Raw genomic sequence first — 15,247 nt, forward strand, 5'->3', positions numbered from 1 at the left:
CGGGCTGTGATGCGGTTGATAAGCCCTCTCCGTAAGGAGAGTCGAGACATGACCGTTGCGATCGAGATGGGCCACACGACCGCAGGCGCCCCGGCGGCGCTGGATCTTGAGGAGCTGCTGGCGACGCGCCTTTTGGTGCAGGGCAATTCGGGCTCCGGCAAATCCCATCTGCTGCGCCGGCTGCTGGAGCAGAGTGCCCCTTGGGTGCAGCAGACCATCATCGACCCCGAAGGCGACTTCGTCTCGCTGGGCGACCGGTTCGGCCATTTGGTGATCGATGCCGAGGAGCATACCGAGCGCGGCCTGCAGAGCGCCGGCGAGCGGGCGCGCATCCACCGCGTCTCCACGGTGCTCAATCTCGAGGGGCTCGACGCCGAGAACCAGATGCGCCGCGCCGCCGCCTTCCTTGGCGGGCTTTTTGAGGTCGCCCGCGACCACTGGTACCCGATGCTGGTGGTGGTGGACGAGGCGCAGCTGTTCGCGCCGGCTGTGGCCGGCGAGGTTTCGGACGAGGCGCGCAAGCTCTCGCTTGGCGCCATGACGAACCTGATGTGCCGAGGCCGCAAACGCGGGCTTGCCGGCATCATCGCCACTCAGCGGCTGGCCAAGCTCGCCAAGAATGTCGCCGCCGAGGCTTCCAATTTCCTCATGGGCCGGACTTTTCTCGATATCGACATGGCGCGCGCCGCCGACCTTTTGGGCATGGAGCGGCGCCAGGCGGAGGCTTTTCGCGACCTGGAGCGCGGGCAATTCATGGCGCTCGGCCCGGCGCTGTCGCGCCGTCCGCTCGGCTTGCGCATCGGCCCGACCGACACAAGTCCGCGCAATGGCACGCCGCGGCTGATGCCGCTGCCGGAAGCAGCCCTTGAGGACGCACGCGCCATCATCCTGGCAGCACCGCCGCCGGAAACTGTCCGGCCGCAGCGCCGGTCGTCGCCGGACCTTCTCGATCAGCTGATGGCGGCGAAGTCGGCGGCGCTGGAAATCCGCCCCGAACCGTCGGAGCCGCCGATCAGCGCCGAGGATTTGGCGGAGCGGCGTGAGCGCGTCGACCGTGTCCTGCGCGCCGTTCTGGCGCAGCCCGACGCGGGCTTCCGGGTCATCGGCGTGCTTTATCAGGAGTTCGTGGTCCGCTGCCGGATAGAAGGCCTCGCCTCGGTGGTGCCGGACCTGCCCGCCTTTCGCCGCATGCTGACGCGCGCCCGCGCCGGCCTCGGCTCCGACATGGCAGGGGATGACGCCTGGCAGGACGTCTCGGCGCGCGCCTCGCTGCTGCCCGAGGATATGCAAGGCGTGTTCATGATGATCGCCCGCGCAGCGAAAGAGGGCTGGCCCTGCCCAAGCGACGCAGCGATCGCCCGCGCCTACGGCTCGCACTCGCTGCGCCGCGCCCGGCGCCTGCTGACCTATATCGAGGAGCAGGGGCTGATCGTCTGCCAGCTTGACGGGGTTGGACGGCGGACGGTGACGCTGGTGGAACTGGCCTGGGCCACGGCGCCGGGGGATCCCGGTGCTGCGGAGGTGGAGCAGGGGCGTTTGGCTGTGTGAGGCGGCGGCCGAGCGCGCAAGGGAAATGCCACGCATCAAGGCGATGTATGGCCAAGCGGCAGGTACAGCGGCGAGTCTTTTTTGCGCAGCTAGGGCCTTGGCCCGCCACAGCTCTTCTGCCCGGTCTTCATCATACGCCGACGATTGGCGCGACGCAGACCCGCCTATTGTAAATTGTTCGACGCTACAGCACTCCCTCCTGCCGACGGCGCTTCACATATCTTCTAAATTACCCGCGGGTCGGTTTGCTAATGAAGAGATCAGCCCCGATCAACTGACGAATGACAAGAAATACGGCAGCACTGTAGCGCAAATAGCCGCCGAAACTACGCTACCGCCGCCGATTACCCCCTTCGGTTCATTCTGTTGACATCCCCTGCTTCTGGAGAGATGGTAAGATACTACGCGGCGGCCCTTTTTCCGAAAATTTTATTCTGCAGCTTCATCAAAGGTTTTCGGCAATGCGTTTGTCTCGATCGCGCCGACTTGTGGCCATCGCTTTGACGGCAATCGCAGCCGTTCCCTCTTCTGGACATGCCGAGGACAAGCTGCTGACCGAAGCGGTGCAGTTCAACGGTACGATCCTGTATCTCTCCACCGAAGTGCCTGGCCTGATCTTCGGCGCCGTGCGCAACGGCGAGACGGCCTTGGCCGGTTTCGGCAAGATTGCCGATGGGAGTGAAAAAGTGCCCGACGGCGACACAATGTTCCGCATCGCATCCGTGAGCAAGGTGTTCTGCGGCAGTGTGCTTCCCTCGCTGGCGATCGACGGCAAGGTACAGCTCCACCGACCGGCTGCAGGATCGCCTTGGCTGGGACGTCACGCTCCCTGAGAAGGATGGCCGCGCCCTCCGGCTGATCGATCTCGTCGCGCAAGCTTCCGGCCTTCCGCGGGAGGTGCCAGTGGCCGATGCGCCCCCCTCCGACCCCTTCTCTACGAACACCAAAGAGGCGCAGATTGCCGCCCTCAAGGACATCCGCTGCTGTTCGCGCCGGGCACCGCCGTTCTCTTTTCGAACTTCGGATACGACCTCCTTGGAGTGGCGCTCGCGAATGTCTCTGGAAAGCCTTATGCCGAGTTCCTTCGGGAGCGTGTCCTCGATCTTCTCGGCATGAAAGACACGGTTTTCAACGCAAGACCGGAGGACGAGCCGCGCCTGATGCAGGGCCATAACTTCGACGTCAGCGCCATGCCCATCGTGCCGACGAGCACAGCCATGGAGTGCGCCGGTGGATTGTACTCGACCGCGGACGACCTGCTGCGCTGGATGAACTGGCATGTCGAGAACAAGCCTTCTGCGGCCGATGCCGAGTTGCGGCTTTTGAACCACGCGGCTTTTTTGTACCGGGATGGTCTCGCGTCGGTGGTGGGGCTGGATGACGGCGGCCCGATGGACGCCATGGGTCTCGGGTGGGTCATCATGCTCCCCACGAGCATAGCCCGCTCATCCTCCAGAAGAGCGGCGGCCTGCAAGGGATGTTTCTCTATGTTGCGATTGCACCGACACGCGGCGTCGGCGCTTTCTTCGTCATGACCAATTCAATGCCGCTGGCTTCATGGCGGGGGTCAAGACGACGAACGATCTCGTCGCAGAGATCGCTCCACGCTGATTTTCGCGCTGATCAGGGGGAACGTGCGCGATGATTAACGCTGTGGAGGGGGCCTGACGGACCGCATGTTTGGTGGCAAGGCAAGCTCGACATCGGCTATTTCCGGCCGACGGCTTAGTTATTCCCTCCTGAGGACGACCACCGCATGGATAGGTCGCCGCGTGCAAGGTCAGGCCCAAGCGGCGCTTTTGATCTCAAATGTGGAGCTCTCTGGCTCGACTGTTCTGAGCTTGAAAGGGTCGATTGACCAAGCTCAGATTGAGCCGTAGCTTCAGATAGCGTGCGGCCTGGTTGTTCAGCAGAGGCTCGCCTTGAGGGTACCGATGGCTGGCAATGACGATGCGCGTCTGCCCAAGCAGGTAGGTCAGCCGGCGGCGCATCATTCTGCGTCGGCAACAGTGCGGCGACGCGAGCTTCTCATTGCCGTCTCGACGCTCGCAGCATTCTTCGGATTGCCCGCCGCGGCCCGTAGCCAGGTCGCGTTGAGCAGCGCGATCGAGCCCGGCGCGTTTCGCGAATTGACAGGCATACTGACGGGCATGTCGCCGAGCGACGCCACGCTGCCGGAATTGTTCCTGCAGGCATTCTCCGCTGACGCCGCCGATCTCGGAAAACTGCATGCGATCGTGACGGAACAGCCGGAGACAGAATGGGACAGCGCGGTTGCGTCGGCGGGGCTGAAACCGCTGTCGGAATCGCTCATCCAAGCCTGGTATACGGGTAGCATCATGCACGGCTCGGAAGAACGCGTCCTTACCTATCTCGATGCGTTCGTCTGGCATGCCTGCGGTTACACCAAGCCGCCGACGCGATGCGACACGAATTTTGGCGCGTGGGCGAACGCACCGCCGCCCGGACGGTTTTCCGAATGACCGCGCCGGCGTCCGCCGATGTCGTGTTTGTCGGTTCAGGCGTAGCCGCGGCGCTTGCCGGCGCGGCTATCGCGAAAGCAGGGTTCAGCGTGCTGTTCCTCGAGGCGGGACCGCGCGTCGATCGCGGCACCGCTGTGACACGATTCCAGTACTCGTCCGCGAAGGGCCAGAACTCGCCTTACCCCGACCAGCCCTATGCGCCGCAGCCGGAAGAATCCGACTTCTCCGCCTACTATGTCGAGGCTGGGCCGGACACCTTTAGGGGACAGCAGGCGAGGATCGTCGGCGGCACCACGTGGCACTGGGGCGGGCTCGCCGCGCGGTTCCGGCCAAACGATTTCAAGATGCGCTCGAAGTTCGGCGTCGGCGTCGATTGGCCTATCGCCTACGGCGACGTGGAGCCGTGGTATCAGGCCGCCGAGGAAGAGATCGGCGTCGCGGGCGACGACACCGCCGATTTCGGCGCGCCGCGCTCAAAGTCGTTTCCGATGCCACCGATCCCCATGACCTATGCCGACAAGCAGGTCGGCATCGCTGCCAAGGCGCTCGGCTACTCGGTGTTGCCATTTCCACAGGCGCGCAATTCGGTGTGGCGGGATGGCCGCCCGCAATGCTGCGGCAATGCGAGTTGCGTGCCGATCTGCCCCATCCAGGCGAAGTACGACGCGACGCATCATCTCGCCATCGCGGAGCGCGCCAGCGCGCATGTCGAGCCGCAGGCCGTGGTGCACGAGCTAGTCGTCGGTCCGGACAAACGCATTGCCGAAGTGCGTTACCGTCGCCCAGATCGCAGCGAGGGCAGCGCGACCGGAAAAATTGTGGTCATCGCGGCGCATACCATTGAGACGCCAAAGCTGCTACTGCTTTCGACGGGAGACAATGCGCCGACGGGCGTGGCGAACAGTTCCGACCAGGTCGGCCGCAATCTGCTGTCGCAGATCGATGTCGGCATTCAGGGACTGACCAGGGATCCCGTGTTCACCTATCGCGGACCGGTCTCGACCGGTGGCATTGCCGAGCTTCGGGACGGCGATTTCCGCAACGAGCGTGCGGCCATCGGCATCTCGCCTTCCAACGAGGGCTGGGCGCGGGCGGTCGGTCCGTTCCAGGCTGCGACGACCTTCATCAAACAGGGCCTGCGCGGCGATGCGCTGAAGGCGGCAGTCCGTTCGCACGTCGCGCGGGAGCTGATCATTGGCAGCTCTGCCGAAATGCTTCCCAATCCGGACAATCGCGTGACGCTGAGCAATCAGATGGACGGGATCGGCATTCCGCGGCCGAACATCGCCTTCAAGTCTGACGACTACACGGCGCGCGGGCTGGCGGTCGCGCGCGATTTGCAGAACAAGCTCATGGCTGCACTCGGCGCCACGCAGATCAAGCAGCTCGGCCCGATCGCTGACAGCGCGATCATGGGCGGCACGACACGCATGGGAGATGACCCGCTCACCTCGGTCGTCGACAGGGACCTGAAGAGCCACGACCATCCAAACCTCTACATCGTTGGCTCGTCCGTCTTCCCGTCCATCACGGCGAATGCGCCCACGCTCACCATTGCGGCGCTCAGTGCGCGCCTCGGCGCGCATCTCATCTCCCTGCTGAAGGCGTAGATGTCATGCGCGGGCGGGGCACTGTTTTCCTCGGTTTTGTCTCCGCAATGATGCTCGACGCACGGCACGGCTTGGCGCAGGCGCCGGCGAACTGGCAGACAAGTTTCGGCGTCTCAGCCTCGGAGACGAAGGAGCGGATCGTTGCGCTGCACGACCACATATTGCTGATCGGCGTCTGCATCGTCGCGCTCGTCGCCATGCTGATCGGTTTCGCGCTCTTGCGCTTCCGGGCGAGCCGGCACCCCACGGCGTCAAAAGTCACGCGCATGCCCTGGCTGGAATTCGGCTGGACTATCGCGCCGGTGCTGGTGCTGGGCGCGATCGCCGCGCCGTCGCTCCAGCTGCTCGCCTATGAGAGCGATCTTCCCGACGCACAGTTGACGATAAAGGCCAGCGGCCATCAGTGGTTCTGGCGTTATTCCTATCCCGACAATGGCGGCTTCGCATACGATTCCATCATGTTGCCGCCGGCCTCCGTTCCGGCCGGTGAACCGCGTCTGCTAGCGGTCGACAATCGCATGGTTGTCCCGGTCGGCGCTGTCGTGCGCATACAGGTGACATCGTCGGACGTCGTGCACTCCTTCTTCATGCCGGCACTGGGCCTACAGATTTACGCCATGCCCGGGCGCCTCAACGAAACCTGGACACGCGTCGAGAAGCCGGGCGTCTATTACGGGCAGTGCAACCAGATCTGCGGTCTGAATCACTCCTTCATGCCGATCGCGATCGAGGCCATGGCGCAGCCTGATTTCGACGCCTGGGTGCGGGACGCTGCAACGCGATATCCGGTGGTCAGCGCCGCGACTATATCAGCGCAGGTGGCGAAATGAGCGCCACCGAACATAGGCGCGAGTGCCGGTCGATTGCGGCTTGGCTGTTCACCACCGACCATAAGGCGATCGGCACGCTTTATCTCGGATTCGCGATCATGGCGGGGACGCTGGGCGGCGCGATTTCGGGCTACATGCGGCTCGAACTGGCGCAGCCGGGCATGGACTATGTCGTTAACGGCCAGTCCTGGAACGCGCTGATCACCGCGCATGGCCTGATCATGATCTTCTACATGGTGATGCCGGCGTTGATCGGCGGCTTCGGCAACTGGTTCGTCCCGCTGATGATTGGTGCGCGCGACATGGCCTTTCCGGGACTGAACAGTCTCGGCTTCTGGTTGCTGCCGCTGTCTTTGATCATGCTGATCGGGTCGCTGCTGGTCGGCGACGGAACGGGTACCGGCTGGAGCCTCTATCCGCCGCTGTCGGGCATAGACGGCCAGCCCGGACCATCGGTCGACATGACGATCCTCGCGCTGCACTTGGCCGGCATTTCTTCCGTGATCAGCGCGATCAATTTCGTCACTACCATCCTCAACATGCGCGAGGATCGCTTGCCGCTGTTCGGCATGCCGCTGTTCGTTTGGTCGATCCTGATTTCGTCGCTCATGCTGCTTCTCGCCATGCCGGTGCTGGCTGCCGCGCTGGCGATGCTGCTTGCCGACCGCAATTTCGGCGGCGCCTTTTTCGATCCAGCCGGCGGCGGAGACCCGATGCTGTTCATGAACCTCTTCTGGTTCTTCGGCCATCCGGAGGTCTACATCATGATCCTGCCGGCCTTCGGCATCATCAGTCAGATCGTCTCGCGGTTCTCAGGTCGCCCGATTTTCGGTTATCCCGGCATGGTGCTGGCGATGGCATCAATTGCGGCGCTGGGTTTCATCGTCTGGGCGCACCATATGTTCACCGTCGGTGTCGGCTTCGCGCCGCGTGCCTTCTTCACGCTGGCCTCGATGGTGATCGCGGTGCCGACCGGCATCAAGGTGTTCGCCTGGATTGCCACTATGTGGGGCGGGTCGATCCGCCTCACCGTGCCGATGCTGTGGGCGCTGGGCTTCATCATCATGTTCACGGTCGGCGGCACGACGGGGATCGTGCTTGCCAATGCCGGCGCGGATCAAGTGCTGCACAACACCTACTACGTCGTCGCGCATTTCCACTATGTGCTGAGCCTCGGCGCGACCTATGCGATCTTCGCCGGCTTCTATTACTGGTTCCCGCGCATGACCGCACGCATGTTCCCGGAGTGGGTTGGACGGTTGCATTTCTGGTGCTTCTTCATCGGCACCAACGTTCTGTTTTTCCCGATGCATTTCCTCGGACTGGCAGGAATGCCGCGGCGCATCGCGGATTATCCGGACGGTTTCTTGGGCTGGAATATGATTGCGTCGCTCGGCGCTGTGCTCGCGCTCGCCTCCACGCTGCTGTTCCTGGTGATGCTTGCGGTCTCGCTGCGGCGTGGCGCGCCGGCCCCGCGCGACGTGTGGGGTCCGGCTTTCACGCATGAATGGGATGACGATCCCGAGATGGCGCGTGCGCGTGGCACGGCGGGCGCGGAGGCAGGCGCGTGAGCAAGACTGTCACCGAGGTCGGCGGCACGGATGGCCGATGGCCTGTCGCGATTGCTGTCTCGCTGTTCCTGCTAGCGTGCGCCGGTCTCGCGCTCTTCCACCCGTCGCTGTTCGGCACGCTGGCAGGCAGCATCGCGGTACTCGGTCCGCTCGTGATCGCGGTGGGGCTTCTGCCATTGTTCATCGCTCTGACAGCGTGGTCGCGGGCGACGAGTGGTGAGCGTGCGAATGGTCCGCAAAACACCTTTGGCCCGAGGATCGCGATCATCGCCTTAATCGCGTCCGAGGTAGCGTTCTTCGCCGCCTTGTTCGCCGCCTACCTACGATACGCGATCTATCCGGAGGTCGCGGGGTTCAGCTCATGGCCACCTACGCCGATGCGCCCCGACGACCCTTGGGGCGGCCCGCTTCTCAACACAGTGATCCTCGTCGCGTCGGGGGTCTGCGTCGCAGCGGCGCACGACTGGCTTCTGAAAGAGCGATGGCAGCTTTCGGCTATCGGGCTTACCGTGGCGATCGCGCTCGGCGGCGTGTTCGTCGGCCTTCAGCTTCGGGAATTCAGCCTCGCCTCGGTGGGATTCCGCGACGGTGTCTATCCCTCGATCCTCTTCCTTACGACTGGCTTCCACGGCCTGCACGTCATTATCGGCATCTTGTTGCTGTCGATCGCCGAATATCGGGTGATCCGCGCGCGCTCAGCCGGCGGCGCCGGCTTCATCCCGACGGCGGCATCCTGGTACTGGCATTTTGTCGATGCGGTGTGGCTTCTGCTGTTCGCCGTCTTCTACGCCTGGGCCAGCTAGGAGCGTGCGGACGCGACGTCGACTAGCATCGGCATTGCTGAAACATATCTGGGAGCCGGCTGAGGGCGGGCCTTCGCGGTTCAAAGTTGCATAGAATCAAACTCAAAAGCACCCAGAAGAGCTGCCTCTGGCGGAAGTGACCTTACTCCATAGTCGATCAGTTTCCTGCAGGATCAAGTAGTGTAGTGGCTCCCCTCCATCAATCGACCAAGCATATCTCAAGCTGTAGTTGCAAAAGAATTGCGGCCGTGGTTTTGCCTAAATGCAAGTTGCGTTTCAGGATGGGGGCCGCAATGGCAGAGCGTCATTCAATTGATCACGAACTTGCCGTAAAGGCGATGGCGTCTTCCGTGCACGATGCCATAGCGACTCGCCATGGCTTGAGCGGCTGGAACACGAGCCAGGTGAACCGGCGACGGCACCGGGCGATCCTAATGCCGAGGAGGCGGAGCAGGGGGGGAGGTTGGCTGTTGAAGGTTGATGCGCTTGGGCGAAAGCTGACGTCGCTCAACATCAGCAAAACGCCAAAAGCCGCCGGGGTGGGTGGCCGATCAGAGTCTTCGCAATCTCTGTCGCCACGACATGCCGAAAAATGCGCGCCCCAGATCCTTGGCGAACAGATCCCAGTCCGCCTCCGCGACCTGTCTTTACGCAGGTGGCTGAATCGGCATTGTGGGTTTACATCGGCAGCCAAGCCCCTAGTTTTAGAGTTTCGCGCCGCGCACTTTAGTGCGTGGATGATCGAAAACGGGACCGTGAACTCTGGCCAGTCCCTCAAATATCCCAAAGGATGACTGCCATGACACAGGCCAAGAATGGCGACACCGTGCGCATCAATTATACTGGACGTCTTGCTGACGGCACTCAATTCGATTCTTCCGGCAGCGAACCGCTGCAATTCAAGCTCGGTGAAGGGCAAGTGATCCCCGGCCTTGAGACCCATGTCGAGGGGATGGAGGTCGGCGCGAAAAGCACCGTCACCGTTCCCGCCGACGCCGCCTATGGTCCCAACCGCCCCGAAGCGGTCATGACCGTCGACCGCGCGAGGGTGCCGGACAACATCAACATCGATATCGGTACTCGACTGCAGGCCAGAACCCCCGAAGGGCGCCCCATGCAGGTGACGGTCGTCGGCGTCGACGACGCCAGCGTCAAGCTCGACGGCAATCATCCGTTGGCCGGAAAGGATCTGGTGTTCGACGTTGAACTGGTCGAGATCGTTCAGGCGGCGTAGGGTATCCATGCGGCCAGGACCGTGGTGGCTATGATTTCGGGTGACGGACTTCCGCCGGAGGTTTCGGCGGTTTGTGCCGCCTGCCGCCCTGCTTTCCGCGCTTAGGCCATCGCCAAAACCGTGCCGACATTCGTAAGGTTCGACACTGCATCTAATCTAATGCGACAGCGCGCAAAGCTGTCATGCACGGCTGCGTTTGCGAGAGTCTGCTTCGGTCAAAAGCAGCCTCCCGGCTCTAGCCTCCACCCCTACCGATCCTCAATAATCCGCAAATACGCCGCCGTGACGAACAGCACGATCAGCCCGAACAGTATCCGCCGCGCGCCTTCCGGCATTTGCAGGATGGTCAGCAGCGTCGTCAGCACGGTGAGGATCAGCGCCCCGATGATGGTGCCGGTGTAGCCGCCGCGGCCGCCGAATATCGAGGTGCCGCCGATCACCGCGGCGGCCACCGAAGGCAGCACCAGCGGCTCGGCCAGCGACAGCGACGGCGCCTTGATCAGGCCGATGTAGAGCAGGCCGGTGATGCCGGCGAGCACGCTGGAGATGACGTAGAGCGCTGTGATGACCTGCCAGTAGCGGACGCCGGACAGGCGCGCTGCGCCTTCATTGTCGCCGACTGCGTAAAGCAGGCGGCCAAAGCCGGTGCGGTTCAAGGTGAAGACGATGAGGACGGCGATGGGCACGAACAGCAGCAGCGCGTTGGGCACGCCATAGGTGAGGCCAGTGCCCAACCAGGCCAGGAAGGGCGGAATCTTGGCGCCCGAAGCGATGACGGTGCGCTGATAGACCTGCAGGCAGCCGGTGCCGATCAGGCTGGTGCCAAGCGTCATGATCAGTGGGTGCACGCGAAACACGCCGACGCCGATGCCGTTGACCAGGCCGATCAGCACCGCCGGCACCAAGGCGATCAGGATCGCCACCGCCGGGTCATGGTTGACGACCTGCGTCGCCATGATGAAGGCGCTCATCGTCGCCACGGTTCCGACCGACAGATCGATGCCGCCGGTCAACATGGTCATGGTCTGGCATCCGGCCAGAATTGCCAGCGGAATGGCGAATTTGACGGTGTTGGCGAGCCAGCGCTCGTTGACGATGCCGGGGCGCAGGATCTGCAGGACCACCACCAGGATGACCAGCAGGATGATCAGCGGGATCAGCGGCCGGTCGGCCATGAAGCGCTTGAGGCGGCGGCCGAAGGGGACGGTTTGGATCGCGGTTGTGCTCATGAGGTTGCTCGCGATTGGGGTGGCGCGATGCCGGGAGAGGATGGCGTTCTACGGCGCTCCCCTCTGTCCTGCCGGACATCTCCCCCCCCGGGTGGTGGGGAGATTGGCAGCTTCGGCGCCTCGCTCATTCTTGCAACGTCGACAATTGGCGAAAGCCGTCGCGCCGTCCAATCTCCCCCCAAGTGGGGGAGATGCCAAGTGATTGCAAAGAGGGCAGGACAGAGGGGGGCGCCGTGGATCGCCGACTCCGTAAACCAGCCTTGCGCCATTGCTCATCATTGCCGCCCCCTCATCGTAATAAAGGCGCCAAACATGACGACGGCGACCATGATCGCGCCCTCGATGATTGCGGTGACGTTGGGATCGATGGCCAAGAGCGTCAGGTCGGTGCGCACCAGCCGCAGCACGAAGACGGCGACGATCGGGCCGAGCAGGCCGCCCTTGCCGCCGCCAAGCGCTACGCCGCCGAGCACCACCGCCGCCACGCTGGCGAGAAGATAGGGGCCGGGAATAGGGGCGCCGATGCCTGTGCTCATGGTCAGCGCCAGCCCGCCCATGGCAGCGAAAAGCCCCGACAGGGCATAGGCGATGATTTTGGTGCGCGCGACCGGCACGCCGCTGCGAAATGCGGCGAGCTCGCTGCTGCCGATGGCGTAGATCGACAGGCCGAGTTTTGAGCGCTTGAGCGGTATCCAGATGATGCACAGGCAGACGACCAGAAGCACCAGCGCCTTCGGTATCCAGGCAGAGATATCTGGCAAGCCCGGGATCGCGACGGTGCCGACGATGGTCGCCCGCAGCCATTCGGCCACCGCGCCGCCGGGCGCGCCGAGCACCAGCAGCGCCGCGCCCTGCAGGACGAACAGGGTGGCCAGCGTGACGACGATATCGGGCACGCGGGTGACGACGATCAACATGCCGTTGACGGCGCCCAGCACCAGCCCCATCGCCAGCACGAACGGAACGACAAAAAGCGCGTATTCCTCGCTGGCGCCGTCCATCATCGAGGCGGCGGTGACGCTGGTCAGCGCCATCATCGCGCCGACGGAAAGATCGATGCCGCCGGCGATGACGACAATCGTCTGGGCGGCCACGGCAAAGGCGTAAGGCAGCACCGCGCGCACCAGCGAGCCGAAATCGCCACTGCCATAGCCCGGCTGGATCAGCCTGGTGATCACCAGCAGGACCACGAACAGGACAAGCAGACCGGCGACCCAGCCCTGACGGCGGACGAGGCGGGTCAAGGTTTCGCCACCGGGCTCGAGTGGATATCGGCAAGAATGCCGACGTCCACCTTGGCGCCGCGCGGCAAGCCATAGGCGGCGCGCATCAGTGCCGGCTCGTCGGCGAGTTCGACGGGGAAGACATCGACGACGCGTCCCCCAAAGATGACGATGACGCGATCGCAGACACGCTGCACCTCCTCGAGTTCGGATGTATAGAACAGCACCGACTTGCCTTGGTCGGCGAGTTCGCGCAGCAGCTTGTAAATCTCCTGCTTGGTGCCGACATCGATGCCGCGCGTCGGGTCGAAGCAGAGGATGGTCTGTGCCTCAGCGGCGATCCAGCGGGCGATCGTCACCTTCTGCTGGTTGCCGCCGGACAGCCGCTGCACCTCGCGCTGGGCGCGGGTGTCGATCTGCAGACGCTCGATCGCGCTGACGACCCTTGAGCGTTCCTGCGCCATGTTGATCGGCCCCCAGTTGCGCAAGGCGGCGCTGAACGGGAGCGCGATGTTTTCGCGCACCGAGCGCTGCATGGTCAGCGCTTCGGTGCGGTCGCCGGGCACATAGGCGATGCCGGCGCGGATCGCATCGGCCGGATGCGCGAATTTCACCGGCTGCTCGTCCACCTCGATCGTGCCGCCGGACGGGCGGATCGAGCCGGCGAGCGCGGCGAACAGCTCGTCCTGGCCTTGGCCCTCGAGCGCGACGACGCCAGCGACCTCGCCATTCGCCAGGTCGAACGAGACGTCGTTGAGCTTGGTGCCGACACGAAGGTTCGCCACGCCGAGGCGCGCGCGGCTATCCCCAGGCGAAGCGGCCTGGCTCGCCTGGCGCGCCGTCACGCGCGTCTTCTCGACCTTGGCGCCGAGCATCATCTCGACGATGCGCTCCTCGACGCCCGGCTCGATGTCGACGACGCCGACAGTCTCGCCGTCGCGAAGCACGGTGGCACGGTCGCAAAGCGCCGATATCTCGACAAAGCGGTGGGAAATGAAGATCACAGAACGGCCGCTGTCGCCCTGGCGGCGAACGACCTCAAGCACCTTTTCGGCAAGGTTAGCCGGCAATGCTGCGGTCATCTCGTCGAGCAGCAAAACGTCGGGCTCGACCGCCAGCGCCCGCGCCAGGTCGAGCACGCGCAACACGGCCAGCGGGATGTCGCGCGCGGTGTCGCGTATGTCGAGGTCGGGAATGCCGAGTTCGCGCACCCAGGCGCGGAACGGCTCGACCGGCGTGTCGGTCAGGCGAAGGTTGGAGGCGACGTCGAGATCGGGGATCAGCGATGGTTCCTGGTAGACCGGAAGCAGGCCGGCGCGGCGCGCATCGGCAGGCGAGCGCACGTCGCGCGTCTCGCCGCGGATCAGGATATGCCCGGTATCGGCGCGGATGGCGCCGGTCAGGATTTTGACCAGCGTCGATTTGCCGGCGCCATTGGCGCCCATCAGGGCGTGAACCTCGCCCGGCAGGACCGACAGCGACGCATTGCGCAGCGCCACCACGGCGCCGTAAGTCTTGACGACGCCGGTGGCGTCCAGGAGCGGGTTGGTGGTCAAAATCGCGTTGCTCTCGTTCAAAGTTGTCTAAAACGGCGATCTTGCCTTCTCCCACAAGGGGAGAAGGAGGAAGCGCGGCAGAGATCATTACTCGCCAGGGCCCTTGCAGGCGATGATCTGCTCCTTGGTGTAGGTGGTCCACTCCGGAATGGAGATCGAGACCGGCCATTCCGGGCTCAGCGACGGATCGGCGACGCTTTTCAGCTTGGCCTTGCCCTCTTCGGTGGCGTTCTCCCACAGCTGCGGCTCGACGAGCACGGTCTGCTCCGCCGGCTTCTTGCCGTTCAGGATCTGCAGGGCCAGCGTCACGCCGGCGCCGCCGATCGAGCCGGGATTGGTCACCGCCGCGCCGACAAGGCCTTCGACCGAGTTCAGCTGGCCGACGAAGCCGGCATTGTCGGCGCCGACCACCGGCACCAGCGGCGTCTGCGACTCGACCAGCGCGTCGACGATCACATTGTCGATGCCCGAGGTCCAGATGCCGTTGAACGGCGATCCGGTGGCGATGAAGTCGAGGATCTGCTGCTTGCCCTGGTCCTGCTGCCAGCCGGTGAAGACCTCATGCACGACCTTGACGTCGGGGAATTCGGCGAGCGCCTTCTTAAAACCCTTGTCGCGGTCGCTGTCGGCCGAGGCGCCGGCGGCACCACGCATATAGACGACGTCGCCCTTGCCGCCGATCTGCTGGAACAGCCATTTGGCGCCGAGATAGGCGTACTGTTCCTGGTTGTTGGAGATGATGTAGGCCGAAGGCTCGGTGACCGCCTGGTCGACGGCGACGACGACGATGCCGGCCTTGGTGGCTTCCTCGAGCGCTGACTTGATGCCGGCGGGATCGGCCGGGTTGACGACGATGGCGTTGACCTTGGCGCTGATCAGGTTGCGGATGTCCTCGAGCTGGCCGGCGGCGTCGGTGTTGCGATGGGCGATGTTGAGCTTGGTGACCTCGCCGGAGGCAAGCGCCTGCGCCTTGATGGCGCAGATCATCTCCTCGCGCCAGCCATTGCCCTGCACCGTGTTGGAGACGCCGATCGTGTATTTGGCTTCAGCGGACGAGACGCCCGCCGAAGCCAGGAACGCCGCGCCGGCAAGCAGCGGGACCATTGCCAGATATTTTTTCATTTCAGTCTTCCTCCACCTTGTTTTTCAGTTCAGTTCGA

General features: G+C 64.0%; 13 protein-coding genes. 9 read left to right on the forward strand and 4 right to left on the reverse strand.

The window, feature by feature from the left end; all coding sequences use genetic code 11:
• Positions 1 to 48 precede the first annotated feature (48 nt).
• The 9 genes from AC0L3H_RS14160 (at position 49) to AC0L3H_RS14200 (ending at position 10,079) form a co-directional block, all read left to right on the forward strand.
• Positions 49 to 1,548 carry a helicase HerA domain-containing protein gene (locus AC0L3H_RS14160; protein ID WP_473585861.1) on the forward strand — a complete coding sequence of 500 codons (1,500 nt, stop codon included), beginning with the start codon at positions 49 to 51 and terminating at the stop codon, positions 1,546 to 1,548.
• A 500-nt stretch (positions 1,549 to 2,048) separates the two neighbouring features.
• A complete protein-coding gene (locus AC0L3H_RS14165) occupies positions 2,049 to 2,381 on the forward strand; it encodes a serine hydrolase (protein WP_473585862.1) in 333 nt (110 codons plus the stop codon).
• A 150-nt stretch (positions 2,382 to 2,531) separates the two neighbouring features.
• On the forward strand, positions 2,532 to 3,083 hold the full coding sequence (locus AC0L3H_RS14170; RefSeq protein ID WP_473585887.1) for a serine hydrolase: 552 nt from the start codon (positions 2,532 to 2,534) through the stop codon (positions 3,081 to 3,083).
• A gap of 399 nt (positions 3,084 to 3,482) precedes the next feature.
• Complete coding sequence (locus tag AC0L3H_RS14175) at positions 3,483 to 4,031, forward strand: sugar dehydrogenase complex small subunit (RefSeq protein ID WP_473585863.1); 549 nt, start codon at positions 3,483 to 3,485, stop codon at positions 4,029 to 4,031.
• Positions 4,028 to 5,641: a GMC family oxidoreductase gene (locus AC0L3H_RS14180; protein WP_473585864.1), complete on the forward strand. Its 1,614-nt coding sequence runs from the start codon at positions 4,028 to 4,030 to the stop codon at positions 5,639 to 5,641. Before AC0L3H_RS14175 ends, AC0L3H_RS14180 begins: the two co-directional genes overlap by 4 nt.
• Positions 5,642 to 5,646: 5 nt before the next feature.
• Positions 5,647 to 6,471, forward strand: coding sequence for a cytochrome c oxidase subunit II (coxB, locus tag AC0L3H_RS14185; RefSeq protein WP_473492498.1), 825 nt, complete (start codon positions 5,647 to 5,649; stop codon positions 6,469 to 6,471).
• Positions 6,468 to 8,042: a cytochrome c oxidase subunit I gene (locus tag AC0L3H_RS14190; protein ID WP_473585865.1), complete on the forward strand. Its 1,575-nt coding sequence runs from the start codon at positions 6,468 to 6,470 to the stop codon at positions 8,040 to 8,042. The genes coxB and AC0L3H_RS14190 overlap by 4 nt, the downstream gene beginning before the upstream one ends.
• The gene (locus AC0L3H_RS14195) at positions 8,039 to 8,845 is read left to right on the forward strand and encodes a cytochrome c oxidase subunit 3 (protein WP_473585866.1); all 807 of its coding nucleotides are present in this window, start codon (positions 8,039 to 8,041) and stop codon (positions 8,843 to 8,845) included. Before AC0L3H_RS14190 ends, AC0L3H_RS14195 begins: the two co-directional genes overlap by 4 nt.
• A gap of 799 nt (positions 8,846 to 9,644) precedes the next feature.
• Positions 9,645 to 10,079, forward strand: a complete 435-nt coding sequence (locus AC0L3H_RS14200) for an FKBP-type peptidyl-prolyl cis-trans isomerase (RefSeq protein WP_473585867.1) — start codon at positions 9,645 to 9,647, stop codon at positions 10,077 to 10,079.
• 248 nt (positions 10,080 to 10,327) lie between these two features.
• Here AC0L3H_RS14200 and AC0L3H_RS14205 read toward each other — a convergent pair whose 3' ends face one another.
• The 4 genes from AC0L3H_RS14205 to AC0L3H_RS14220 form a co-directional block, all read right to left on the reverse strand.
• Positions 10,328 to 11,308, reverse strand: a complete 981-nt coding sequence (locus tag AC0L3H_RS14205) for an ABC transporter permease (RefSeq protein WP_473585868.1) — start codon at positions 11,306 to 11,308, stop codon at positions 10,328 to 10,330.
• A 275-nt stretch (positions 11,309 to 11,583) separates the two neighbouring features.
• Positions 11,584 to 12,552 (reverse strand): ABC transporter permease, encoded by a 969-nt coding sequence (locus AC0L3H_RS14210; protein WP_473585869.1) that lies wholly within the window; start codon positions 12,550 to 12,552, stop codon positions 11,584 to 11,586.
• Positions 12,549 to 14,087 (reverse strand): sugar ABC transporter ATP-binding protein, encoded by a 1,539-nt coding sequence (locus AC0L3H_RS14215; RefSeq protein ID WP_473585870.1) that lies wholly within the window; start codon positions 14,085 to 14,087, stop codon positions 12,549 to 12,551. Before AC0L3H_RS14215 ends, AC0L3H_RS14210 begins: the two co-directional genes overlap by 4 nt.
• An 87-nt stretch (positions 14,088 to 14,174) precedes the next feature.
• Entirely contained in the window at positions 14,175 to 15,209 is a 1,035-nt protein-coding gene (locus tag AC0L3H_RS14220; protein WP_473585871.1) for an ABC transporter substrate-binding protein, read from the reverse strand.
• Between the last annotated feature and the right edge of the window lie 38 nt (positions 15,210 to 15,247).

Source organism: Mesorhizobium sp. WSM4816 (genome assembly GCF_055811535.1).

Excerpts from the sequence above, each read along its gene's own strand:
- AC0L3H_RS14200 (WP_473585867.1), top strand. The coding sequence starts at position 9,645 with ATGACACAGGCCAAGAATGGCGACACCGTGCGCATCAATTATACTGGA.
- AC0L3H_RS14160 (WP_473585861.1), top strand. The coding sequence starts at position 49 with ATGACCGTTGCGATCGAGATGGGCCACACGACCGCAGGCGCCCCGGCG.
- AC0L3H_RS14220 (WP_473585871.1), bottom strand. The coding sequence starts at position 15,209 with ATGAAAAAATATCTGGCAATGGTCCCGCTGCTTGCCGGCGCGGCGTTC.
- AC0L3H_RS14180 (WP_473585864.1), top strand. The coding sequence starts at position 4,028 with ATGACCGCGCCGGCGTCCGCCGATGTCGTGTTTGTCGGTTCAGGCGTA.
- AC0L3H_RS14175 (WP_473585863.1), top strand. The coding sequence starts at position 3,483 with ATGGCTGGCAATGACGATGCGCGTCTGCCCAAGCAGGTAGGTCAGCCG.
- coxB (WP_473492498.1), top strand. The coding sequence starts at position 5,647 with ATGCGCGGGCGGGGCACTGTTTTCCTCGGTTTTGTCTCCGCAATGATG.
- AC0L3H_RS14205 (WP_473585868.1), bottom strand. The coding sequence starts at position 11,308 with ATGAGCACAACCGCGATCCAAACCGTCCCCTTCGGCCGCCGCCTCAAG.
- AC0L3H_RS14190 (WP_473585865.1), top strand. The coding sequence starts at position 6,468 with ATGAGCGCCACCGAACATAGGCGCGAGTGCCGGTCGATTGCGGCTTGG.